The sequence below is a fragment of the Luteitalea pratensis genome (assembly GCF_001618865.1).
In the GTDB taxonomy this organism is placed as follows: Bacteria; Acidobacteriota; Vicinamibacteria; order Vicinamibacterales; family Vicinamibacteraceae; genus Luteitalea; species Luteitalea pratensis.
The window spans coordinates 4,262,528-4,286,771 of record NZ_CP015136.1 but is presented as its reverse complement, the minus strand read 5'-3'; the positions used below and the strand labels follow the sequence as shown (position 1 = coordinate 4,286,771).

Sequence of the window (24,244 nt, the reverse complement as noted above, 5' to 3'; positions counted from 1 at the left end):
CCGGCGCTGGGTTTCGACAGACCAGCGCCTGGCATTCCCGCATCCTGCCTATTTGCCGAATGTCCCACCAGACCGTCCTGATCCTCGATTTCGGGTCGCAGGTGACGCAGCTCATCGCGCGGCGGGTGCGCGAGGCGCATGTGTACTGCGAGATCCACCCGCACGACGTGTCGGGTGATGTGATTGCCGCCCTGGCGCCGATCGGGATCATCCTCTCGGGCAGTCACGGCAGCACCTACGAGGATCACCAGCTCCGCGCGCCGGACGAGGTGTGGACGAGCGGCGTCCCGGTCCTCGGCATCTGCTACGGCATGCAGACGATGGCAGCGCAGCTCGGTGGGGCGGTGTCCTGGAGCGACCATCGCGAGTTCGGGTACGCCGAGGTGCGGGCGCACGGGCACACCAGGCTCCTCGAGGACCTGGAGGACTTCCGGTCGCCGGAAGGCCACGGGATGCTCAAGGTGTGGATGAGCCACGGCGACTCGGTGGCGTCGATGCCGCCGGGGTTCACGCTGCTCGCGTCCACGCCGAGCTGTCCCATCGCCGGGATGGCCGACCAAGCGCGCGGCTACTACGCGGTCCAGTTCCACCCCGAGGTCACGCACACGCAGCAGGGACAGGCGATCCTGACGCGGTTCGTGCGCGACATCTGCGGCGGCCGTGGCGACTGGCGCATGGGCGATTACGTCACCGAAGCGGTGGCGCGGATCCGCGAGCAGGTGGGGCAGGATCACGTCATCCTCGGGCTGTCCGGCGGCGTCGACTCCAGCGTCGCGGCGGCACTGATCCACAAGGCGATCGGTGACCAGCTGACGTGCGTGTTCGTCGATCACGGGTTGCTGCGCCTGAACGAGGCGGCGCTGGTGATGGACATGTTCGCCGGCCGGCTGCATGCGAAGGTGCGTCACGTGGACGCCGGCGCGCAGTTCCTCGGTCACCTGACCGGCGTGACCGACCCCGAAGCCAAGCGCAAGATCATCGGCCGCGAGTTCGTCGAGGTGTTCCAGGCCGAAGCCTCGTCGCTGGTCGATGCCAGGTGGCTGGCGCAGGGCACGATCTATCCCGACGTCGTCGAGTCGGGCGGCGCCAAGACGAAGAAGTCCAAGACGATCAAGAGCCACCACAACGTCGGTGGCCTGCCGGAAACGCTGGGCCTGTCGCTGCTCGAGCCGCTGCGCGAACTGTTCAAGGACGAAGTGCGTGAGCTGGGGCTCGTGCTCGGCCTCCCGCCCGAGATGGTCTATCGTCATCCGTTCCCAGGACCGGGGCTTGGCGTGCGCATTCTCGGGGAAGTGAAAGCGGAGTACGCCGAGCTGCTGCGCCGCGCCGACGACATCTTCATCCAGGAACTCCGCTCGACGCGAGACGAGGCGACCGGCAAGACCTGGTACGACCTCACGAGCCAGGCGTTTGCCGTGTTCCTGCCGGTTCGCAGCGTCGGTGTGATGGGCGATTACCGGACCTACGAGCACGTCGTGGCGTTGCGAGCGGTGCAGACGACCGACTTCATGACGGCCGACTGGGCGCCGCTGCCGATGGCATTGCTCAAGAAGGCATCCAGCCGCATCATCAACGAGGTGCGCGGCATCAACCGCGTCGTCTACGACATCAGCAGCAAACCACCAAGCACCATCGAGTGGGAGTAGCGCGCGCGTGAAGGACTTCGTCCACCTCCACCTGCACACCGAGTATTCGCTGCTGGACGGCGCCTGCCGCGTCGACGAGCTGTTGAAGGAAGCGGCGCGGCTCGGCATGCCGTCGCTCGCCGTCACCGAGCACGGCAACCTGTTCTCGTCGGTCGTGTTCTACGACACGGCGAAGAAGCATGGCGTGCGTCCGATCCTCGGCTGCGAGGTGTACGTGGCGCCCGGCGATCGTCGCGACCGCAGCGGTGTGCCCGGCGAGACGCAGAACCACCTGGTGCTGCTGGCCGAGACCAACGAGGGCTACCACAACCTGATCAAGCTGGTGTCCTCGGGCTACACGGACGGCTTCTACTACAAGCCCCGCATCGACAAGCAACTGCTGCAGAAGCACAGTGCCGGCCTGATCGGCCTCAGCAGCTGTCTGAAGGGCGAGGTCGCCGAGGGCATCTACAAGGACAAGATCGAGAAGTCGAGGACCGCGGCCGGGCAATACGCGGAAATCTTCGGCAAGGGCAACTTCTTTCTCGAGATGCAGTACCAGGGGTTGCGCGAGCAGAAAGTCGTCAACGACAGCCTGCCGTCGCTGGCACGGGAGCTCGATCTCCCGATGGTGATCACCAACGACGTCCACTACCTGCGCAACGGCGATCACAAGCCGCACGACATCCTGCTGTGCATCGGCACCGGCAAGTCGGTCAACGATGCGCATCGGTTGAAGTACGGGTCCGACGAGTTCTACCTGAAGACGCCCGAGCAGATGTGGGAGCGTTTCGGCGAGTATCCCGACGCGCTCACCAACACGGCGCGCATCGCCGAGCGATGCCACGTCAACCTCGACGCGAAGGGCTACCACCTGCCCAACTTCGACGTCCCGGCGGGGGAGACCCTCGACGGGCACTTCGAACGGATCACCCGCGAGGGCTTTGCGGGGCGGCTGCCGCGGCTGCAGGAACTGATCGGCCGCGGCGCGCTCCGGCACACTCTCGACGAGTACGCGACGCGCCTCGACTACGAGATCGCGATGATCCAGAAGATGGGGTACACCGGGTACTTCCTCATCGTCTGGGACTTCATCCGGTACGCGCGCGAGCAGGGGATCCCGGTCGGACCGGGTCGCGGATCGGCCGCCGGCAGCGTCGTCGCGTGGTGCCTCCGCATCACCGACGTGGACCCGATCGAGTTCGACCTCATCTTCGAGCGCTTCCTGAATCCCGAGCGCGTGTCGATGCCCGATATCGACATCGATTTCTGCGAGCGCCGCCGCGGCGAGGTGATCGAGTACGTCACGCGCAAGTACGGCCGCGAGAACGTCGCGCAGATCATCACCTTCGGCACCATGAAGGCCAAGGCGGTCGTGCGCGACGTCGGCCGCGTCCTCGACATGACCTACGCGGACGTCGACAGGGTCGCCAAGCTGATTCCGCCGGCGCTCGACATGACGCTCGAGAAGGCGCTTGCCGAGAACCCGGCGCTCAAGCAGTTGCGCGACAGCGACCCGAAGGTGAAGGAGTTGCTCGAGATCGGTCAGCGCCTCGAGGGCATGACGCGGCATGCCTCGGTGCACGCCGCCGGTGTCGTGATTGCGCCCAGCGCCATCACCGACTACGCGCCGCTGTACAAGGGGGCGCGCGACGAAATCGTCACCCAGTGGGCGATGAAGGAAATCGAGAGGATGGGGCTCCTCAAGATGGACTTTCTCGGCCTCAGCACGCTGACGCTGATCGACGATGCGCTGAAGGAGATCAGGCGCACGACCGGCGAGACGCTCGACATCGACGCCATCCCGATGGACGACCAGAAGACCTTCGCGCTGTTTGCCGACGGGCAGACCGCGGGCGTCTTCCAGTTCGAGTCATCGGGAATGCGCGAGGTGCTGCGCAAGGCCAAGCCGTCACGCTTCGACGACCTCATCGCCCTGAACGCGTTGTACCGGCCGGGGCCGCTTGGCGCCGGCGTCGTCGACAGCTTCGTGAACCGTCGCCACGGGCGCGAGCCGATCACGTACATGGTGCCGCAGATGGAGCCGATCCTCAGCGACACGTACGGGGTGATCGCGTACCAGGAACAGGTCATGCGCGTGGCCCGCGATGTCGGCGGCTTCACGATGGGCGAAGCCGACGTGCTGCGCAAGGCGATGGGAAAGAAGGATCCCAAGGTCATGGCCGCGCAGCGCGATCGCTTCGTGCACGGGGCCATCGAGAACAAGCTGTCGGAGAAGAAGGCCGGCGAGATCTTCGACCTGCTGGCGTACTTCGCCGGCTATGGCTTCAACAAGTCGCACTCGACCACGTACGCGCTGCTCGCGTACCAGACGGGCTACCTCAAGGCCAACTACCCGCGCTACTTCATGGCGGCGCTGCTGACCATCGAGGCGCAGAACACCGACAAGCTGTCGCAGTACCTCGGCGAGTGTCGCGACCTCGGCGTGCCCGTCCTGCCCCCCGACGTCAACCTGAGCCAGCTGCCGTTCACCGTCGAACCGGAGGGTGTCCGCTTCGGCCTGACGGCGGTGAAGAATGTCGGCGAAGGCGCGATCAAGTCGATCCTCGGCGTGCGCACGGAGCGCGGTGGCCGCATCGACGCGCTGCGCAGCGTGTGCGAACACGCCGACCTGCGCCTGGTCAACAAGCGCGTGCTCGAGAGCCTCGCCAAGGCGGGCGCGCTCGACTCGCTCGCCCCGCCTGACGAGCCGATCACCTCGCGGCGCGCGCGGTTGTGCGCAGCCATCGATCGCGCGCTCGAACACGGCAACCGCATCCAGAAGGACCGCGACCGTGGCCAGACGCAGTTGTTCGACTCGATGTTCGGCGGCGAGGATGGCTCCGACGACGGGGCCCTCACCGCGTCTGACCTCGCATTGCCTGATGCCGAGCCTTTCCCGAACGCCCAGGTGCTCGCCTTCGAAAAGGAAGCGCTGGGCCTCTACCTGAGCGGGCACCCGCTGGCAGCGCACCAGGACGACCTGGCCAAGGCCGGGGCACGGCCGATCGGGCAATGCACCGAGGCGGCGGCCGACGTGCTGGTCGGCGGCATCATCAGTGGTGTCCGGCAGGTCAAGACCAAGAAGGGCGACCGCATGGCGGCGTTCATGCTCGAGGACCTCGATGCCTCGCTCGAGGTGGTGGCCTTCCCCGAGACATTCCGCAACTTCGCCCACGCGATCGAGAACGACCGCATGGTCCTGGTGCGCGGCAAGCTCGAGGCTGGCGATGACACCGCGAAGATCCTGGCAAGCGAAATCAAGCCGCTCTCCTCACTTAACGAGACGCTGTCCCGCGAGGTCGTGATCTCGCTTAAGACGCCGTCGCGGACGATGTTCGAGGACGTGGCCGTGGTGTTGCTGCGCCACCGCGGCGATCGCCGCGTGCGTCTGGAGGTCGAGATCCGCGACCTGCCGCGGCCGATGCGCGTGCTCGCCGAACTGGGGATGGTCCTGGTGCGGCCTTCCGAACAACTGGTGGCCGACCTCGAGCGTCTGTGCGGGGTCGGTGCCGTCAAACTGCGGTAACCTGACCGTCATGTCCGTGGACACCCTCGAGTTCGAGGAGCCCGTCGCCGCACTCCTGAAGGAGATTGCCCAGCTTGGCAGCCAGCCGCCGACGCCCGAGCGGGCCGGTGAGATCGCACGGCTGCAGACCCGCGCCAAGCAGGTCCGCCAGGACCTGTTCGCGCGGCTGACCCCCTGGCAGCGCGTGCTCGTCGCGCGCCATCCCCAGCGCCCGTACCTGCTCGACTACGTGGCCCGGATCTGGCCCAACTTCACCGAGATCCACGGCGATCGGCGCTTCGGCGACGATCAGGCGATCGTCACCGGTTTTGCCGATTTCCACGAACAGCCGGTGCTCCTCGTCGGCCACCAGAAGGGCCGCGACACCAAGCAGAAGATCACGCGCAACTTCGGGTACGCGCGTCCGGAGGGCTACCGGAAGGCGCTTCGTGCCATGCAACTGGCCGAGAAATTCCGCCGTCCCGTGATTTGCCTGGTGGACACCCCGGCCGCCTACCCCGGCATGGAGTCCGAAGAGCGTGGCATTGCCGAGGCGATCGCGTTGAACCTGCGGGAGATGGCGGTCCTGAACACCCCGATTCTCGTCGTCGTGACGGGCGAAGGGGGCAGCGGCGGCGCTCTCGGGATTGCCGTCGGCGACACGGTGCTCATGCAGGAGTACGCGGTCTACAGCGTCATCCCGCCCGAGGGCTGCGCCGCGATCCTCTGGCGCGACGCCGCCAAGAAGGTCGAAGCGGCCGATGCCCTCAAGATGACCGCGCCCGATCTGATGGCCCGGGAGATCGTGGACGGCATCATCCCCGAGCCGGCCGGTGGCGCGCACCAGGACTACGACTTCGCCGCCTCGCGCCTCGACGAGGCTCTCTGGCCCGCCCTGCAGCGGCTGATGGCCATGCCCGAGGCCGAACGCCTCGAGCGTCGCTACGAGAAGTTCCGCCGCATCGGTCGCCTCGGCGCCGAGATCTCCGGTACGGCCTCCTGATTCCGACACCCGGAATCGCAGCACCATGCGGACGCTGATCTGGGACCCCGTCGTCTGTGACGAGACGGCCGCGCAGTCGCTGGCCGCCGCCCTCGACGTGTCTCCCGTCGTCGCCCGCCTGCTGTGTCATCGCGGCCACGGCGACCCGGAGTCGGCGCATCGCTTCCTGTATCCACAGCTGTCGCAGTTGCACGACCCCTACGGGCTGACGGACATGCGTGCCGCCGTCGATCGGCTGTGCGCCGCGCTCGCACGAAAGGAGCGCATCGCGATCCATGGCGACTACGACGTCGATGGCGTGACCTCGACGGTGATCCTGCGCCGGGCATTGGAACTGCTCGGCGGCGACGTCACGCATTTCATCCCGGAGCGCCTGCGCGACGGCTACGGGCTGCAGGTGCCGGCCGTTGAGCGACTGCACGCCGATGGCGTACGGGTGATCGTGTCGGTCGATTGCGGTATCCGCAGCGGCGAGGCGGCGCGCCGTGCGCGCGAACTCGGCGTCGATCTGATCATCACCGATCATCACGAACCGGAGGCGGTCCTGCCGTCCGCGCTGGCGGTGATCAACCCGAAGCGCCCCGACTGCACGTACCCGGACAAGAACCTCGCGGGCGTTGGCGTGGCGTTCAAGGTCGTCCAGGCCTTGTGTCAGCGGTTCGATCGCGAGAAATGGCTGCCGGCGTTCCTGAAACTGGCGGCGATCGGCACCGTCGCGGACGTCGTTCCACTGGTCGGCGAGAACCGGATCATCGCCAAGCTCGGTCTGCAACGGCTGTCACAAGGGCCGCACACCGTCGGCCTGCGGACGCTGCTCGAATCGGCCGGCCTGCAGAACACGGCCATCGACGGGTTCCACGTCGCGTTCGTGATTGCGCCGCGCGTCAACGCGGCAGGTCGCATGAGCACGCCCGACCTCGCCACGCGCCTGCTGCTCGCAAGCGACGAGTCCCAGCTCGACCAAGTGCGGCGGCTCGCCGAGCAACTCGGCGAAGAGAACACCCGCCGCCAGGCCTACGAAGCCGACATCGTCGCCGACGCGAAGAAGCAGGTCGAGACCGACGTCCGCATCGGCGCTCACAACGTCCTCGTCGTGGCAGGCGAGGGCTGGCATCGCGGCGTCATCGGCATCGTCGCGTCCAAGCTCGTCGACGCGTTCTACAAGCCGTCGATCGTCCTGTCGGTCGAGGACGGCATCGCGCACGGTTCGTGCCGGTCTATTGCCGCTTTCGACATGCTCGGCGCCCTCGACGGCTGTGCCGACCTGTTCGAGAAGTACGGCGGACACAAGCAGGCCGCCGGCCTGACGATGACCGCCGACCGCATCCCGGAATTCAGGGATCGTATCAACGCGCACGGCCTGGCCTGCCTCGAACCGACCGATCTGATGCCGCGGCTCCGGATCGACAGCGAACTGCGGCTCGCCGGCATCGACTCGCGCGTCGTCGCCGGCCTGGAGCAGATGGCGCCATTCGGCCTGGCCAACGCCAAGCCGGTGTTCGATGCGACTGGCGTGGAGCTGCTCGGGACGCCACGGCGCATCAAGGATCGACACCTCAAGGTGCAGGTCCGCCAGGACGGGCGGGTCTTCAACGCGATCGCGTGGCGCGCGGCGGAGAAGGCCGCGCAATGGGAGCAGCACAGGCAATCGCTGCGCCTCGCGTATTCGCTGGACAAGCAGACCTTCCGGGGCGAGACCACGATCGAGTTGACGGTGGCCGACCTGCGGTGTCCCGATCAGACCGTGTCCCCGGGGACGGCCTGATGCGCCTGCGGACGCTGCTGCGGTACGTACTCGCGGCATTCGCCATCGCCTTTGCCACTTGGCTCGGCCTGCAACTGCGCGGGCGGTCCCTCATGACCGGCCAGGCCACCGATCCGCGCACCGACCCCAACGCCGTTGTCGAGTCGAGCGGCGGCCTGATCACCCGGACCCGCGGCCAGGCGCGCGACATGGACCTGCAGCACAAGGGGCTGCGGACGTATCCCGATGGCCGCACCGTCTTCCAGTCGGTCGTGGTCACGGTGCCCCCGCGCGACGATCGTCGCGGCTTCACCATCAGCGGCGACGAGGCGGAGGTCACCAAGGACAGCGCCCAGGTCCGCGTGAACGGTCACGTCTCGCTGACGGCGACCGACGGACTGACGATGAAGGGCGGCGAAGCGACCTACGATTCGACCGACGGCATCATCCGGATCCCCGGGGCGGTCACCTTCACCAAGGGGACCACGACGGGCTCCTCGATTGGCGCGACCTACGACAACACGCGCGACGTGCTGTGGATGCTCGCGCGCGCGGTCATCGACGTGCCACCGGGCCAGGGGCAATCCGAGACCCACATGCGCGCCGGATCAGCCGGCTTCGCGCGGGCCGAGCGCTACATCCGTCTCCAGGATGCCGCCTCGGTCGTCCATGATGGGCAGACGCTGGCCGGCGACAGCATCACGGTATTCATGCAGCCTGCCGCCGACATCATCGAACTGGTCGAACTGCGTGGGAGTTCGAGCGTGTCGATGCCTGCGCCGCAACAGTTGCAGCAGATGGCGTCGACCGACATCAACCTCGCGTACCAGCCGGACGGACGAACGCTGCGCCAGGTCACGTTGGCCGAGAAGGCTGCGGTCCAGTTCCGCGCCCAGGGCGGGGGCACCGGCCGACGCCTCGACGCCTCGTTGATCGACATGCAACTCGGCGCGGATGGCTCGACGATGACCGGCCTCACCGCGCAGGAGTCCGCTAGGCTCACGGTGCCGCAGGCGGCAGCGACGCCGGCACGCGTCATCAGCGGCGATACGCTGACCGGCACCGGCCAGCCGGATCGCGGCCTGACGGGGGCGACCTTCAACAAGAACGTCACGTTCAAGGAAACGCGAACGGCCGGCAAGGGGCAGACCGCCATGGATCGGACGATCACCGCCGAGACGCTGGATCTGCAGACGCGGGGCAGCCTCGACGCGATCGACCGTGCCACGTTCACCGGCGCTGTCTCCGTGAAGGACGCCGAACGGACCGCATCCGCGCCGCGGCTGGTGTACCGCACGGAGTCGGGCGACATCACGCTGAGCGCCGAGGGTACGCCGCTGATGGCGCGCATCGACGACACCCGCGGATCGGTGCAGGCGCGCATCATCCATATCATCGGCGGCGGTGACGACGTGGTCGCGGAGACCGACGTGCGATCGGTGCTGCAGGGTGGAAGCGATGGACCGGCCCGCCCAGGCATGTTCAAAGCCGACGAGCCCGTGAACGTGACCGCGGCGACGCTCGAGCGCAAGGCGAAGATGGCCGCGTACAAGGGCGACGCACAAATCTGGCAGGGCGCGACGTCCATCAAGGGCGACACGATCACGCTCGACGAGGACACCGGCAACCTGCTCGCGGTCGGTAAGGTGCGGACGGTGATGGAACTCGAGGAATCCGACGCCACCACCGGCAAGCCGCAACGCAACGTCACCACCGGCACGGCCAACGAACTCGAGTACCAGGACAAGGCGCGCACGGCCATCCTGCGCAACACCGCCCGCCTGGTGAGCACGCGCGACGGCGACCTGCGCGGGGCACGGATCGAGATGTTCCTGCTCGAAGGCGGTCGTGAACTCGAACGGCTCGAAGCCTACGAGGCGGTCACGCTGCAGACATCGACTCGTCACGCCACTGGCGCGCGGTTGACGTATTTCACCAAGGACGGGCGCTACGTGATGGGGGGCACGCCCGTGGTGGTCCTCGAGCAGTTTCCCAGTGAGTGTCGCGAGACGACAGGCCGGCGCCTGACGTTCTATCGCGCATCCGATGTCATCTCGGTGGACGGCAACCAGTCCACCCGCACGCAGGGGCGCACCGCCGGGACGTGCCCCGCCCTGAAGCCGTCATAAATGGCCCTGTTGCAAACCGATCGCCTCACGAAGTCCTACGGCGGCCGTACCGTCGTCGCCGGCGTGAGCCTCGAGGTGCACTCTGGGGAAGTCGTGGGCCTGCTTGGTCCGAACGGGGCCGGCAAGACGACGACGTTCTACATGTGCGTCGGGTTGACGCGCCCCGATTCGGGCACGGTGACCCTCGACGCGGTGGACGTCACCGCCGACCCGATCTACGTCCGTGCCAGGAAGGGGCTGGCGTACCTTCCCCAGGAGGCGTCGATCTTCCGCGGCCTCACGGTCGAGCAGAATGTACTGGCCATTCTGGAGACTTTGAAGCTCGACGGTACACAACGTCGGGCACGATGCAGGGAATTGCTGGCGGAGTTGTCGCTCACGCACCTCGCCCGGTCCAAGGCGTACACGCTGTCGGGCGGCGAACGGCGGCGGGTAGAGATTACCCGCGCGCTCGTCAACGACCCCAAGTTCATCCTGCTGGACGAGCCGTTTGCGGGAATCGACCCGATCGCCGTGTCCGACATCCAGAAAATCATCTTCCACCTGAAAAAACGTGGCATCGGCGTGCTCATTACGGACCATAATGTCCGCGAGACCTTGAAGATCACGGATCGGGCCCACATTGTGCATGCGGGGACCATCTTCAAGAGCGGAACGCCAGGCGAACTGGCGGCCGACGAGGAGGTCAAGCGCATCTACCTCGGGGCCGATTTCCGACTCGACTGAGATCTCCGACGACTTGTAGCCCAGACCATGGCCATCACCCAGAAGCTCCAGACACGCCTTTCGCAGAAGCTCGTCCTGACGCCATCGTTGCAGCAGGCCATCAAGCTCCTGCCGATGACGACGCTCGAGCTCGCGGAGCTCCTGAATCAGGAAATTGTCGAGAATCCGTTGCTTGAGGAGGTGCCCACCGAAGAGATCCAGGCGGTGGATCCTCAGGCCCAGACCTCCGAGCCCGAGACGCCCGAGCCGCCCAAGCCCGATCGGCCCGACGCCAACTGGGACGATCAGGACTACGCCTACTTCTTCGGCGAGTACCTGGACGACGGCGGCTACCGATCGCGGATGCCCGTGGAAGTCAAGGAACTTCCACCGATCGAGAACACGCTCTCGACCTCCAGTACGTTGGCCGACCATTTGCTATGGCAGCTGTCGATGCGCCCCGACATCACCGCCGACCAGCGGGAGATCGGCGAGGCGATCATCGGCAACCTCAATGACGACGGCTACCTGATGGCGTCGGTCGACGAGCTCGCCCAGATGGGGGCGTGGTCACAGACGCAGGTCGAGACGGTGCTGCTCATCCTCCAGCACCTCGACCCGGTCGGCGTGGCCGCCCGCGACCTGCAGGAATGCCTCACGCTGCAGCTCCGGTATCTCGGCCACGTCGACACGCCCTGCGACACGATCGTCAGCGAGCACCTGCGCCTGCTGCAGAACCACCAGGTGCCGGAGATTTCCAAGCGGATGGGCATGCCCATCGAGCAGCTGAAGGAGCACATCGAGGTCATCCGCCATCTCGATCCCAAGCCCGGCAGCCGCTTCAATCCGGCACCGTCGCAGTACGTGATGCCGGACGTCTACATCGTCAAGGTCGAGGACCAGTACGTGGCCGTCCTCAACGACGACGGTCTGCCGCAGCTGCGGATCAGCCCGGTGTACAAGCGCCTCCTCGACAACAAGCACGACGAATCGGCCGCCGAGACGCGTGCATACGTGAAGGAGAAGTTCCGCTCGGCGCTGTGGCTGCTCAAGTCGGTCGACCAGCGCCAGAAGACGATCATCAAGGTCGCCAACAGCATCATCCAGTTCCAGAAGGAGTTCCTGGATCACGGGATCGAACACCTGCGCCCGCTCGTGCTGCGCGACGTCGCCGAGGACATCGGCATGCACGAGAGCACCGTCAGCCGCGTGGTCAACAACAAGTACATGCACACGCCGCAGGGCGTGTTCGAGATGAAGTACTTCTTCCACAGCGGCATCAGCAGCTCGTTCGGGGAGAGCGTCTCGTCGGTGACGATCAAGCAGCGGATCCGCAAGATCATCGAGGCGGAGGACGGCCGCAAGCCGCTCAGCGACTCGAAGATCGTGAGCATCCTGCAGCGTGAGGGGCTCGTGCTCGCGCGTCGGACCATCGCGAAGTACCGCGAGGAACTTCGCATTCCTACATCCAATCAGCGCAAGGTCCTGTACTGACCTGGGAAAGGACCGCCTCATGCGGCTCGCGCTCACCGGGCGCAACCTGACCATCACTCCGGCCCTCCGGCTCGTCGTGACGCGTCGACTCGAGAAGCTGGATCGACTCCTCCATCGCAGCATCATCTCCGCCCAGATCGCGCTCCAGGTCCAGAAGGATCGCGTCAAGGCCGACGTACGCGTCACGACGCGCGGCGACCATGATTTCAGCGGCCATGGCGAAGCGACAAACGCCCGCGCCTCGGTCATCGACGCGATCACCAAGGTCGAGCACCAGGCGAGCAAGGTGAAGGGGAAGTGGGAGGCGCGCAAGCGGCGCTCCACCACCATAGCTTCAGCCGAGGCGCCGCCCGCGCCGGCTCCGCCGCCGCGGGCGTCACGCAGGGCCGTGGACGCCGTGGCGCCGGCGGTGCGGGTGATTCGCATCCGCCGCACCACCGCCAAGCCGATGCAACTCGAAGACGCGATCCTGCGCGTCGATGCCGCGCCCGGTGCCGTGCTCGTGTTCCGCGATGCGACGCTCGATCGCGTGCAGGTGCTGGTGCGCCGCGGGGACGGGCATATCGGTCTGGTCGATCCCGACGCCTGACGACACCGGATCCGATGGTGGCCACCCCCGATTCCGGTGCACCGAGCCTGACCGTCCGTGACCTCCTGGCGCGGTGCGCCGGGACGTCACTCGGCGACCTGGCCTTGCGCGCCGGCGCGTCGGGACTGTCGCGACCGATCACGCGCGTGTCGCTGCAGAAGACCGGCCTCGCGCTCACCGGGCAGCCGCAGTACCTCGAAGACGGCCGGGTGCTGCTGTTTGGCCGGAGCGAGGTGCAGTACCTTGCCGGACTCGATCCCGCGGAACGGCTGCTGCGCCTTCGGGAGGTACTGCGCCCCGGGCTGCCATGCGTGGTGGTGACGGCGGGCCTGCCGATCGATCCCGTCCTCGCGGAGGTCGCCGACGCACGGGGCGTGCCCGTGCTGTCGACCGGTGTGCTGACGTCGGAGACGCTGGTCGCGCTGACCGGTGTCCTCGAAGAGGGGCTGGCGCCGATGACCACGCTGCACGGCGTGCTCGTCGACATCCTTGGCCTCGGCGTGATGTTGCTCGGCGAGAGTGGCATCGGCAAGAGCGAATGCGCCCTCGACCTCGTCGTTCGCGGGCATCGCCTCGTCGCCGACGACGCGGTCGAGATCACGAGGCGCGGCTCGCTGTTGAGCGGCACGTCGCCCTCGCTCACGCGCCACCACATGGAAGTGCGCGGGCTCGGGATCATGAACGTGCAGGACCTGTTCGGCGTGGCGTCGACGCGTCAGAGCATGCAGGTCGAGTTCATCGTCCGGCTGGTCCGGTGGGACAGTCACACCGAGTACGAGCGGCTCGGCCTCGACGAGGCTACCGAACCGTTGCTCGGGTTGCAGGTGCCCGTTGTGACGCTGCCGGTCGGGCCCGGCCGCAACATCGGCATCCTGGTGGAGGTGGCCGCGCGGCGGCACCTGCTGCTCGCCCGCGGCGTCTCGGCGGCACAGCGACTCGCGGCACGACTCGAGGCGGAACTGCAGGCAGGCGAATCATGAGTCGGCGCGCACCGGCCACGCCACGGCCCGCGTCCGAGGGCCATGCGCCGATGAGCCGCTTCATCGTGCTCACCGGATTGTCGGGTTCGGGCAAGACGCAGGCGATTCGCGCGCTCGAGGACCTGGGCTACTTCTGCGTCGACAATCTGCCCGTCGCGCTGATCCCGACCTTTGCCGAGCTGACCCTGCGCACCGGCGGCGAGATCACCCGCGCCGCCGTCGTCGTCGACATCCGTGAACGGTCGCTGCTCAAGGCGTTCCCGGACACGTACCAGTCGCTGCGCACGATGCCGGGCCTTGATCCAAGGCTCATCTTCCTCGATGCATCTGACGCCGCGCTGGTGCGGCGGTTCAGCGAGACCCGGCGGCCGCACCCGCTCGCCGAGCACCAGTCGGTCAGCGAGGGCATCCGCGTCGAGCGCGAGCAGCTCACGCCGATCCGGGAGATGGCCGACCAGATCATCGATACGACCGACATGACGGTGCACGAGTTGCGGCACGCGTTCATGGCGGCGTCACGTGACCGTGGCACGAGTGCCGGTCCGGTGGTCACGTTCCTGAGCTTCGGCTTCAAGCACGGCGTCCCGCTCGACGCGGACCTCGTGTTCGACGCGCGGTTCCTGCCCAATCCGCATTTCGTGCCGGAACTGCGTCCGCACACGGGCCGTGATGCCGAGGTCCGTGCGTTCCTCGAGCAGTACGACGACTACGCGACGTTCCTCGAGCGTGTCGGCGACCTGCTGGCCTTCCTGCTGCCACGGTACGCCGAGGAAGGCAAGAGTTACGTGACCGTGGCGATCGGGTGCACCGGCGGCAAGCACCGCTCGGTGGCGATCGCCGAGGAATTGAAGCGGCGCATGGCGTCGGTGCCGGGCATCCGTCTGCGCGTGAGGCATCGCGACATTGCGCAGGAATAGGAACGGGCTGCGGCCTGCGGCCTGCAGCCTACGGCAACAGCCAGCGATGGCAGCGGCCGCTGAAACCTGGCAAGGCCGGGTGGTGGCCGACAGAGTGCGTTTGGCTTCAGTTGCAGGCTGTAGGCGGTAGGCTTGCAGGCCATTGGAGGCCGCAGGCAGTAGGCTGCAGGCTTCTGGAAGTGACAATGACCGACTCGGACCAACAGCGGCTCGGCGTGGTCGTGGTGACGCACGGCCAACTGGCGCACGAACTCGTCAACGCGGCGGAGATGATTGCCGGCGAACTCGTGCGCTTCGAGGCAGTCGCGCTCGGCTGGCACGATGATCCGAACGCCGCGCGCGATCAGATCGCCGCCGCCGTCGCCCGCGTGCACGGCCCGTCGGGCGTGCTCATCCTGACCGACATGTTCGGGGGGACGCCGAGCAACCTCGGCATCACCTTCCTCGAGGACGACCAGGTGGAATTGATCACCGGCGTCAACCTGCCGATGCTCGTCAAGCTGGCCGGCCTCGATCGCAGCAACGCGGGCCTGCTCGGCATCGCTCGCCAGGTGCGCGAGCATGCACGCGAGGCCATTCGCGTCGCCTCGGACCTGATGCGGCCCGACGCCGGTTCGTAAGCGAATGGTGACGCGAGAGGTGACGATCGTGAACCGGCTCGGCCTGCATGCGCGGGCGGCCGCCAAGTTCGTGCGGCTGGCGTCCCAGCATGCGGCGACGGTGCGGGTGGCGCGAGGGGCGCGCGAACTGGACGGCAAGAGCATCCTCGGCCTGCTCCTGCTCGGGGCGGCCAGTGGATCCACGATCGTGATTCGCGCCGAGGGCGTGGACGCGGAACACGCGGTCGAGTCGCTGGCGGCGCTCGTGGCCGAGGGGTTCGGGGAGTCGTGACGTGCTGATGCTCATCGGAGTCGCAGTCGCACCGGGCGAGGCCATTGGTCCGGCAGTGGTGGTGCGCCTGCGCGCCCACGACGTGCGCTATCGCATTGCCAGCGAGGACGTTGCGAGCGAGCAGGGCAGGCTCGCGGCGGCCTCCGATCGCACGCGGGCGCAGCTGGAGGACATTCGCGGGCGCACGCGCCATGTCCTTGGCGCTGAACTCGCGGGCATGTTCGATGTGCAGTTGTTGATGCTCTCGGACCCGCTCCTGCGCGAACGCGCCGATGCCCTGATCCGCACCCGCCACGTCAACGCGGAGTGGGCCGTCGTCGAAGCCGGCGAAGAACTGATGCAGCGGCTGCGCGCGATCGAGGACCCCTACCTCCAGGAGCGGCACGGTGACCTCAACGACGTCCTCGGTCGCGTGCGCGCCAACCTGCAACGTGACGACAGCGACGCCAACTGGCTGAATGCGCAGCTCGCGCGATTCGCGGAGCCTTGCGTGTTCGTCGCTGACGACCTGCCCGTCTCCGTCGCGGCCCAACTCGACTGGTCCCGCCTTGCCGCGCTCGCAACCGATGCCGGCACGCGCACGGCGCACACCGCGATCCTGGCACGGTCGATGGGGGTTCCCGCGGTGGTGGGCCTGCAGGAAGCCACGCGCATGGTGCCCCCCGGGGCGGTGCTGCTGGTCGATGGCACCTCCGGTGTCATCGCAGTGGATCCGCCGCCAGCGGTGGTTGAAGCCGCGCGGCATCGCCTGCTGTCGGTCACGTTCCCGCAGCCCTCCATTTCCGGGCCGGCGTTGACGGCAGATGGGACGCCCATTCGCCTGTGCGCCAACGTCGAGCGTCCGGAAGACGTGCAGTTTGCGTGGCGCGAGGGGGCCGAGGCCCTTGGGCTCGTACGCTCCGAACTGCTGCTCGGCGGCCAGCCGATCGGCGACGTCAGCGAGCAGATCCAGGCCGACGCGTATCGCGCCATCCTCGAGCACGCCGGCGACCGCGAGGTGACGATCCGCACCTTCGACATCACGCCGGAGGAGATGGGTGTCCCGGAGCTGCTCGACGTCGAACCCCGGGAACGGCTCGGCATGCGCGGCCTGCGCCTCGGGCTCGCGCGGCCGGAACTGCTCGAGCGCCAGCTCCGCGCGCTCGTTCGCGCCGGGCAGGGGCGCAACCTGCGCGTGATGTTTCCGTTCGTGACCAGCGCCGACGAGGTCTCGCGCGCCACCGCGATGCTGCAGGCGCAAGCCGAGAGGCTCGGTCTTCCGGCCCCTCCAGCCGGCGCGATGGTCGAAGTGCCGGCCGCAGCCCTCGATGCCGAGCGCCTGGCCCGTCACGCGGCGTTCCTCAGCATCGGGACGAACGACCTGACCCAATACACGCTGGCCGCCGATCGCAGCGACGTGCGGGTGCAGCATCTCTACGACCCGAAGCATCCGGCCGTCCTCAAGTTGATCCGGATGGTGCTGCGGGGAGCGCGTCGTCACGGGCGTCGCGTCGCCGTCTGCGGCGAGATGGCGTCGGATGCGGCGTTGCTGCGCGTCCTGATCGGTCTCGGCTTACGGGAGTTCAGCATGGCCGCGACGTCCCTGCGGCAGGCGCGCGAAGCCGTGCGCCAATGCAGCATCGCCGACGCCAGGGACACGGCGTTACACGCTCTGTACGAAGGCGACGTCATCGTTCCGACGACGTAACCACCAGGGCCGCTGGCCGTATGACGAGGGCCGCCTATGGGCGCATCGGTTGCCCATCGACCGTGGCCTTGCTGAAGTAGTAGAAGTTCTTCACCCAGACATGCTCGCGACAGATGCGGTCGAAGAGCGCCCAGGGTAGCGGGCCCCGCTCCGCGGCCGCGACGACGTCGTCCACCTGCCCGGGCGTGGCCGACGAGACGGCGATTGTCGACACGCCTGGACGCGACAGGGCGAAGCGTACCGACAGTTGCACCAGGGTCATCGCGTGAGCAGTCGCCTCATCCCGGAGACGATCGATGCGACGCAGGTATTCCGTGACGATCTCCGGCGAGGCATTGGACAACTTGACGTCGTGCGCGAGGGACTCGCGGGTCGCCACGCCGGCGAGTGCGGCGGAGTGATCGAAGACGCAGCGGGCAATCACGCCGACGCCTCGTGCCTCGGCCAATGGCACGACGCTGACGAAGGGGCGCGACTCGAACGCGTTCAACACGACCTGCACGGCGTCGACCACGCGGTCGTCCACGAGCCTGAGGACGCCGTCATGCTCGTGGTCCTGCGCGCTCACGCCGATGAAGCGGACCTTGCCGGAGGCGCGCAGCGCATCCAGCGCCTCGAGCCATTCGGTCTCGTGACTCCAGCGGTAGTACCACTGATGGATCTGGAGGAGGTCGATGCACTCGAGTCCGAGCGTGCGCAGGCTGGTCTCCACGGAGTCGACGATGCTGGCTCGCGTGAACTGCTCCGACATCGGCACGTAGAAGCGCCAGTTGCTGACGTCCTTCGGCTTCACCTTCGTGGCGACCAACGGTCGCGGCCCGCGCCACTCCCGCAACGTTTGCCCGACGATGGCTTCGCTCTCTCCGTAATTTCTGGCGGTGTCGATCATCGAGACGCCGCGCTCGAGGGCATGCAGCAGCGCCGACGACGTGCCACCACTGTCGGCGGTGATCCGCATCGCGCCGAAGGCGACGGGGGAGACCGACACGCCGGTGGACCCGAACTCACGAAGCTGCATTGGGGGAGGGGAGGCTCACCGCCGCGGGCGGCGCCTCAGAAATGCTGCAATGCTGAAAATGCCGAAATGTCGAGAGCGGTGAGGTCTGATCTCGACATTCCAGCATTCGGCATTCCGGCATTTTCTGAGGCGCGCTCAGAACGGTATGTCGTCGTCGCCTTCGCCGCCGCCACCCGTCGGGTCGAAGCCGCCGCCACCACCGCTACCGGTGCCGCCGGCCGGAGCCGCTCCGCCGCCGTAATCGTAGTCGTCCTCGCCGCGGGTGCCGCCGCCACCACCGCGACCGCCGCCGCCGCCACCCAGCAACTGGATCCGGTCGGCCACGATCTCGGTGGTGTACCGCTTCTGGCCGTCCTTGTCGTCCCAGGATCGCGTCTCGATCCGACCCTCGACGTAGATCTGCTTGCCCTTCTTCAGGTAGTCCTGCAGCGACTCGGCCTGCTTGCCGAGCAGGACGATACGGTGCCACTCGGTCTTCTCGACCCAGTCGCCGGTCTTGCTGTCCTTGCGACGATCGGTGGTCGCGATGCTGAACCGCGCAATCGCGAAGCCGTTCCCCGTGAACTTCAGTTCCGCATCCCGCCCGAGGTTGCCGACGAGAATCGCCTTGTTGACGCTGCCCATACGCTGAATGCTCTCTCTCCACCCGGGCGTCCCGGGTCCGTCACGCCCCGACGACCCCGTCGGGGTACAAGGTAATGCCTAATGCCTAACGCCTGACGCTGACCTGACGCATGACGCTTGACTTACGCATATGCTTGCGGCTGACGTCCTCGCGGCCAGCCGTCTGACAGGCGTCATGGCGGAACAGGCTGAAAATTTCACTTCTCGACCCTCAGATTTCGCTACTCCCGCGGGCGCCGGTTCAATCCGTCCAGCACCTGCTTGGCGAGCACCGCCACTTCGCTCTGAGGGTAGTTCCGAAGCACCTGCTGGAAGCTCTCACGGGCGCGATCGTTCTCTCCGAGCAGGCTCAACGCGACGCCTCGCTTGTAGAGCGCCTGCGGCACGCGGTCGCCATTGGGGTGGTCGGAAATGACCTTTTCGTACGCGCCGACCGCTTCCTTGAACTTGCCATCGAGTTGGTACGACTCGCCGATGTAGAACTGCGCATCGTCGGCCTTGTCGTTGGTGGGGAAGGAGCGGATGAACTGCTCGAAGCCAGAGATGGCCAACGGCCACTGTCCCGCGGCGTAGTCGGCCTGCGCGGTGTCGAACATGCGCTGCGGCGAGAGGCCGCCAGCGGGCCCGCTCGGTACCGTCGGCGTGTTCTGCACCGGTGTCGTGGTGGTGCCGCTGGTCTGCGACGCCGGAACGCCCGTCGTTCCACCAGGCGGCGTCGGCGCGGGCACCATCGTGCCACCCGGGCCCGGCACCATCGCCGGGGCGGCGGGCGGCGCCAGCTGCGAGGGCAGCGTGTTGACTGCGTCGCGGAGCGAGCTGAGCTCCTGCCCAATCGTGCCGACCTTGGTGTTGTTCTCGTCGAGCCGCTCGCGCACGACGCGCAGGTCGCTGCTCACGTTGTCGATCAAGAGCTTCTGATCGGCAAACTGCTTACGCGAGGTGCTCGACTGGTCGTCCAACTTCGCGTTCAGCGTCTTGAGCGTATCGGCAAGCGACACCAATACCAGCTGCAGCTGCTGCGACTGCTCCTGCAGCATCCGGATGTCGGCCATCAGTTGCTGATGCTCGCGGTTGGCGGCGTGGGCAGGCTGCGCCAGCCCCACGAGCAGGACGCCCGTCAGGGCGCCGATCACGATGCGCGTCATGTCGATCGTCCTTACTTGCTGGTGACCACGAAGTGCGCGCGCCGGTTCTTGGCGTACGCCTCCTCGGTAGTGCCCGGGTCGAATGGGAACTCCTTACCGTAGGACACGATCTTGATCCGTTCGGCCGGAATACCCAGCGAGATCAGGTACGCGCGAGCGGCCTGCGCCCGGCGTTCACCAAGGGCCAGATTGTACTCGGCGGTGCCACGCTCGTCGCAGTGTCCCTCGACGGTGACCACCCAGCTCGGATACTGGCGAAGAACCTCGGAATTCTTGGTCAGGGTGCCCTGCATGTCGGCCGCGACATCGGCGCTGTCGAGGGCGTAGTACACGGGCTGCAGCGGGCTCTCCCGGTTCAGCTCGTCGAGCGACCTGGCGTTGTAATCCACCGCGGTGCCGGAAATGGCCGGCTCGGCGGGCACCGAGGAGACCGGCTCGGGCTCGCGAAGCGGCGCCGGCGGCGGCGGCGGCGCGCCTCCCGTGTTCGTGGTGGCTGACGGCGGCGGCGGCGTCGGCCGGGCGACGGGCGGCTTCTTGCGGCTGCACGCGGACGTCGTGGCGACGATCACCATGAGCAGGGCGGCGAGGCGGATGGGGCGAACGGACATGCGGGACGTCTCCTTGAGAGCGTGGGCCGGGGCGCAGCGTGACCTGGGCGAAGGCCGGCGCATCCGGGTCAGCGCGACCAACTCGGCTGCACGTTGTTGCCCGCCTTGGTGACCTGATGCAGGTCATTGCCATCGCGGGCGATGGTGAAAATCTGTGTACGGCCAGCGCGCGTCGACGCAAACGCGAGATGCCGTCCGTTAGGAGCCCACGAGGGACTCTCGTTACTACCGTTGCTGTCGGTCACCGTGCGAATCTGACCCTGTTCCAGGCTGAAGATCTTGATGTCGAACCCGGGGCCGTTGCGTCCGGCGTATGCAATCTCGTTGTACGGCGCCGGTGACCACGTCGCACGGTCCGCCCATGACTCGTTGGTGATCCGGCGTGGCTGACCCATGCCATCGGCGTCGGCGATGTAGATCTGCGGTGAGCCTGATCGATCGGACGTGAACGCGATCTGGTTGCCCGCCGGTGACCACGTCGGCGTCGAGTCGTTGCCTGGGTGACTGGTGACCCGGCGCAGGTTCGACCCGTCGCGGCTGACCGAGTAGATCTCCATATTGCCATCGCGGTTGGTCATGAACGCGATCCGTGAACCGTCGGGCGAAAAAGCCGGCAGGAAGTTATGGATGGTCTCGGTGCCACCGGCAGGCTGGTCCATCTTGCCCTGGTAGATGTACGAGACGTAGATGTCGGGATAGCCACGGCGATACGAGGTATAGGCGATCGCCCGCCCGTCCGACGACCAACTCGGGTTGATCGCCAGCGATCGGTTCACGGTGACGCGGCGCTGCGCGTCGCCGTCGTAATCGGCGATGTAGATCTCCTTGATGCTGCGCTGCTCGACGGTGCCGCGGGCCTGCTCGCCATCGCGATCACTGGCAAACGCGAGCTTGGTGCGGGCCACGCCGACAAGCGAACGCTGCTCCTTGTGCAGTTCGTCGGAAATCGTGTGTGCGAAGCCACGGGGGTTGTTCGCCGACGCCGTGTATTCCTTGGCCCACACGCTGCGTTGCGTGGCGACGTCGAACAGGCGAGCCTGGACCGTCAGGCTGGACGCGTTCTGGCGCACGGTCCCGATCAGCACGGCGTTTGCGCCGAGTTCCTTCCACTGATCGAACGGCACCGTCTCCATCGACGTCGCCGGCGTGATCGGCGCGTAACTGGCGCGCGGAATCAGGTCGTACTCACGCTCGAAGCGGAGATCGTCCCAGAGCACCTCGCCGATGGTGTCGGCAGCGGCCTTCAGGTCCGGCGACGCGGCGATGAAGTTCGGGACGGCAACACGCGGTGCCGCACCCCCCGACAGCGTGATGCTGACGCCGATCTGATCGGGTTGCTGGGGCGGTGGCTGGCCCGGCGGCGGCGTGGTCGGCGGCTGCGCAGGCGCGGGCTGCTGCGACGCCGGCGCCTGGCGGCCCTGCGGAGCGGCCAGCACGAGGACCGTCGACGCGAGCGCAGCAAGGGCCGCGGTGAGGAGAGAGCGGGGAGCAGTCGTCATTGTGTGAAGTTGAATTCGAGGTCCACCGTCAGCGTCGGGTTCGTGTACTCGCGGGGCAACGGTGGCAATTTCGTGAGCGTGAGCGCCCGCGTGGCGGCCTGATCCAGCAGGAAGTTGCCGCTCGTCCGTGCCACCGCGATTTCGCTCAGCGTACCTTGTCGGTCGATCTTGAACCGCATGAACGTGGAGCCGCGCGCACCCTGCTGTTGCCGCCAGTTACGGTGGATGATCTGGAGCATCTCCCCCACGTATGCCGGACAGCAGAAGGTGCCGAGGTTGATTTGCCCACCGGTACCGCCGCCGCCCGTCGACAGTCCGATGCTGTCGCTGACGACGCCGGTATCGGCCTTGGCCTGACCTTCACTGACGCGCGCGCCTGTCGACGGCGCCTTGGCGCGTCCCTGGTCGGTGGCTGTCTGCGGCGGGGTCACCGGCTTGGGCAACGGCTTGGGCGCCGCCTTGGTCGGCTCGACCATCTCGGGTGGCTTCGCGGCCGGCGGCGCGATCGGCGCCGGCTTCTCCTCGGGCTTGGGGGGGACCGCCTGCTGGACGGGCCGTCCGGACATCGACGTCAGACCGCCGGCACGAGGCCCCGGCGCGCCGCCGAGGCTGATCGTCATGACTTCCCGCGGATCGGTCCGCCGTGTGCGCCACGATGCCGGCGTCAGCGCGACGCCGACGATGAGCACCGCATGCACGAGCAGCGAGACGCCGACCATGCGTTTGAAGCCGTCAGGTCCGGTTCGGCGACGCTCCGGCATCCCGGTGGCCAGCGCGTAGGTGTGGACGGGGGTGGCCACGCGCGTGTTACCGCTCCCCCGGGAGGCGCGACACGAGGCCGACCTTCTCGACGCCGGCCGTCTTCAGTGCATCCATCACCGTCATCGTCTGCTGGACGGTGACGGCGCCGTCGGCGCGCAGGTAGACCGACTTGTCCGACTTGCCCTGCAGCGCCTGCCGCATGCGTTCGCCGAGGACGTCGACACGAATCAGTTCCTCGTCGAGTTGCACCCGGTTGTCCTTGCCGAACGACAACGGAATCGTGACGAAGATGCGTTCGCTGCTGAGGCTCTGGGATCGGCGCGCGACTGGCAGGTTCACGTCGAGGCCGCGCGTCATCATCGGCGCCGCGACCATGAAGATGATCAGCAGCACCAGCATCACGTCCACGAGCGGGACGACGTTGATTTCCGCGAGGGCGGTGGCCGCCACCATCCGCCCGCGTCGTCCGCGTCCCATCCCGCCACCGCCGGCCGCTTGTACCTTGGGCATAGGTCGTGTCCGAGACGGTGGCCTAGGTGAAGTTGCGTTCGGAGATGTTGAGGAACTCCAGCGAGAAGTCCTCCATCGCCGCCGCGAACCCGCGCACCTTGTGCGTGAAGTGGTTGTAGAAGTAGACGGCCGGAATGGCGGCGAAGAGCCCCGCGGCGGTCGCGATCAGCGCCGACGCGATACCCGGCGCGACGACCGCGAGGTTGGATGAACCCACCGCGCCGATCGCCTGGAAGGCGGTCATGATGCCCCAGACCGTACCGAACAGGCCGATGAAGGGCGTGATGCTTGCCGTGGTCGCCAGGAATCCCACCCGCTCCTCGAGCTTGGCGAGCTCCGTGCCGCTGGCGCGCAGCAGTGCGCGGTCCACGGCATCGAGGCTCTTCAGCGTTGGACGAGCGGCTGTGGTGGCCGGCTTGTCCCCGGTCGCTCCCCGCAGCTGGGTATTCAGTTCACCGTAGCCGGCCTGGAACAGGCCCACGAGCGGACTCTCACCAAGCGAGCGGCACACCGCCTGCACTTCGGAGAACTTGCTGCTCCGGCGGAACACATCCAGGAACTGCCTGGTATGCGTGTCGGCCCGACGAAAGGCCCATGCCTTGTAGGCAACGATGCCCCAGGACACGATCGAGAAGATGACAAGAAGCGCGAGGACGAGCTGCTCGATGAGCCCGGTCCGGGTGACGAGAGAGATGACGTCAGTCGCCGTCTCCGCGGTTTCCGCCGCGGGTCCGGCCAGCTCTTGCAGGGCAAGAGCGCACACCCAGAGCGTCTGCAAACAGGCCTCCGCTATGCATGATCAGTGC

General features: G+C 67.2%; 21 protein-coding genes. 13 read left to right on the top strand and 8 right to left on the bottom strand.

What is annotated here, in order from left to right:
* Positions 1–59 precede the first annotated feature (59 nt).
* The 13 genes from guaA to ptsP all read left to right on the top strand — a co-directional run bounded on the left by guaA (position 60) and on the right by ptsP (position 17,272).
* On the top strand, positions 60–1,646 hold the full coding sequence (gene guaA, locus LuPra_RS17615) for a glutamine-hydrolyzing GMP synthase (protein ID WP_110171954.1): 1,587 nt from the start codon (positions 60–62) through the stop codon (positions 1,644–1,646).
* A gap of 7 nt (positions 1,647–1,653) precedes the next feature.
* A complete protein-coding gene (locus LuPra_RS17610; protein ID WP_110171953.1) occupies positions 1,654–5,154 on the top strand; it encodes a DNA polymerase III subunit alpha in 3,501 nt (1,166 codons plus the stop codon).
* A 10-nt stretch (positions 5,155–5,164) separates the two neighbouring features.
* The gene (locus tag LuPra_RS17605; RefSeq protein WP_110171952.1) at positions 5,165–6,136 is read left to right on the top strand and encodes an acetyl-CoA carboxylase carboxyltransferase subunit alpha; all 972 of its coding nucleotides are present in this window, start codon (positions 5,165–5,167) and stop codon (positions 6,134–6,136) included.
* Between the two features lie 25 nt (positions 6,137–6,161).
* Positions 6,162–7,901 (top strand): single-stranded-DNA-specific exonuclease RecJ, encoded by a 1,740-nt coding sequence (gene recJ, locus LuPra_RS17600; protein ID WP_110171951.1) that lies wholly within the window; start codon positions 6,162–6,164, stop codon positions 7,899–7,901.
* Positions 7,865–10,009: an LPS export ABC transporter periplasmic protein LptC gene (lptC, locus tag LuPra_RS17595; protein WP_162271434.1), complete on the top strand. Its 2,145-nt coding sequence runs from the start codon at positions 7,865–7,867 to the stop codon at positions 10,007–10,009. The genes recJ and lptC overlap by 37 nt, the downstream gene beginning before the upstream one ends.
* Entirely contained in the window at positions 10,010–10,735 is a 726-nt protein-coding gene (gene lptB, locus LuPra_RS17590; RefSeq protein WP_110171949.1) for an LPS export ABC transporter ATP-binding protein, read from the top strand. It begins immediately after the preceding gene.
* A gap of 27 nt (positions 10,736–10,762) precedes the next feature.
* On the top strand, positions 10,763–12,208 hold the full coding sequence (gene rpoN, locus LuPra_RS17585) for an RNA polymerase factor sigma-54 (protein WP_110171948.1): 1,446 nt from the start codon (positions 10,763–10,765) through the stop codon (positions 12,206–12,208).
* Positions 12,209–12,227: 19 nt separating this feature from the next.
* Complete coding sequence (gene hpf, locus LuPra_RS17580; RefSeq protein WP_110171947.1) at positions 12,228–12,797, top strand: ribosome hibernation-promoting factor, HPF/YfiA family; 570 nt, start codon at positions 12,228–12,230, stop codon at positions 12,795–12,797.
* Positions 12,798–12,814: 17 nt separating this feature from the next.
* On the top strand, positions 12,815–13,777 hold the full coding sequence (hprK, locus tag LuPra_RS17575) for an HPr(Ser) kinase/phosphatase (protein ID WP_157899332.1): 963 nt from the start codon (positions 12,815–12,817) through the stop codon (positions 13,775–13,777).
* A 50-nt stretch (positions 13,778–13,827) separates the two neighbouring features.
* Positions 13,828–14,694 carry an RNase adapter RapZ gene (gene rapZ / locus LuPra_RS17570; protein WP_234800444.1) on the top strand — a complete coding sequence of 289 codons (867 nt, stop codon included), beginning with the start codon at positions 13,828–13,830 and terminating at the stop codon, positions 14,692–14,694.
* A 185-nt stretch (positions 14,695–14,879) separates the two neighbouring features.
* Complete coding sequence (locus LuPra_RS17565) at positions 14,880–15,314, top strand: PTS sugar transporter subunit IIA (RefSeq protein ID WP_110171944.1); 435 nt, start codon at positions 14,880–14,882, stop codon at positions 15,312–15,314.
* A gap of 4 nt (positions 15,315–15,318) precedes the next feature.
* Complete coding sequence (locus tag LuPra_RS17560) at positions 15,319–15,585, top strand: HPr family phosphocarrier protein (RefSeq protein WP_110171943.1); 267 nt, start codon at positions 15,319–15,321, stop codon at positions 15,583–15,585.
* 7 nt (positions 15,586–15,592) lie between these two features.
* On the top strand, positions 15,593–17,272 hold the full coding sequence (ptsP, locus tag LuPra_RS17555; RefSeq protein ID WP_234800946.1) for a phosphoenolpyruvate--protein phosphotransferase: 1,680 nt from the start codon (positions 15,593–15,595) through the stop codon (positions 17,270–17,272).
* A 34-nt stretch (positions 17,273–17,306) separates the two neighbouring features.
* Here the strand turns inward: ptsP and LuPra_RS17550 are convergent, their stop codons facing one another.
* The 8 genes from LuPra_RS17550 to LuPra_RS17515 all read right to left on the bottom strand — a co-directional run bounded on the left by LuPra_RS17550 (position 17,307) and on the right by LuPra_RS17515 (position 24,216).
* Positions 17,307–18,290, bottom strand: coding sequence for an aldo/keto reductase (locus LuPra_RS17550; protein ID WP_110171941.1), 984 nt, complete (start codon positions 18,288–18,290; stop codon positions 17,307–17,309).
* A gap of 135 nt (positions 18,291–18,425) precedes the next feature.
* The gene (locus LuPra_RS17545; protein WP_110171940.1) at positions 18,426–18,914 is read right to left on the bottom strand and encodes a single-stranded DNA-binding protein; all 489 of its coding nucleotides are present in this window, start codon (positions 18,912–18,914) and stop codon (positions 18,426–18,428) included.
* A 221-nt stretch (positions 18,915–19,135) separates the two neighbouring features.
* On the bottom strand, positions 19,136–20,059 hold the full coding sequence (gene ybgF, locus LuPra_RS17540) for a tol-pal system protein YbgF (RefSeq protein WP_110171939.1): 924 nt from the start codon (positions 20,057–20,059) through the stop codon (positions 19,136–19,138).
* Positions 20,060–20,070: 11 nt separating this feature from the next.
* On the bottom strand, positions 20,071–20,667 hold the full coding sequence (gene pal, locus LuPra_RS17535; RefSeq protein WP_234800443.1) for a peptidoglycan-associated lipoprotein Pal: 597 nt from the start codon (positions 20,665–20,667) through the stop codon (positions 20,071–20,073).
* A 68-nt stretch (positions 20,668–20,735) separates the two neighbouring features.
* The gene (locus LuPra_RS17530; protein WP_110171938.1) at positions 20,736–22,166 is read right to left on the bottom strand and encodes a PD40 domain-containing protein; all 1,431 of its coding nucleotides are present in this window, start codon (positions 22,164–22,166) and stop codon (positions 20,736–20,738) included.
* Positions 22,163–22,966, bottom strand: a complete 804-nt coding sequence (locus tag LuPra_RS17525) for a TonB family protein (RefSeq protein WP_110171937.1) — start codon at positions 22,964–22,966, stop codon at positions 22,163–22,165. Before LuPra_RS17525 ends, LuPra_RS17530 begins: the two co-directional genes overlap by 4 nt.
* 7 nt (positions 22,967–22,973) lie before the next feature.
* Positions 22,974–23,438 (bottom strand): biopolymer transporter ExbD, encoded by a 465-nt coding sequence (locus LuPra_RS17520; protein ID WP_110171936.1) that lies wholly within the window; start codon positions 23,436–23,438, stop codon positions 22,974–22,976.
* 22 nt (positions 23,439–23,460) lie between these two features.
* A complete protein-coding gene (locus LuPra_RS17515; RefSeq protein WP_237050617.1) occupies positions 23,461–24,216 on the bottom strand; it encodes a MotA/TolQ/ExbB proton channel family protein in 756 nt (251 codons plus the stop codon).
* Between the last annotated feature and the right edge of the window lie 28 nt (positions 24,217–24,244).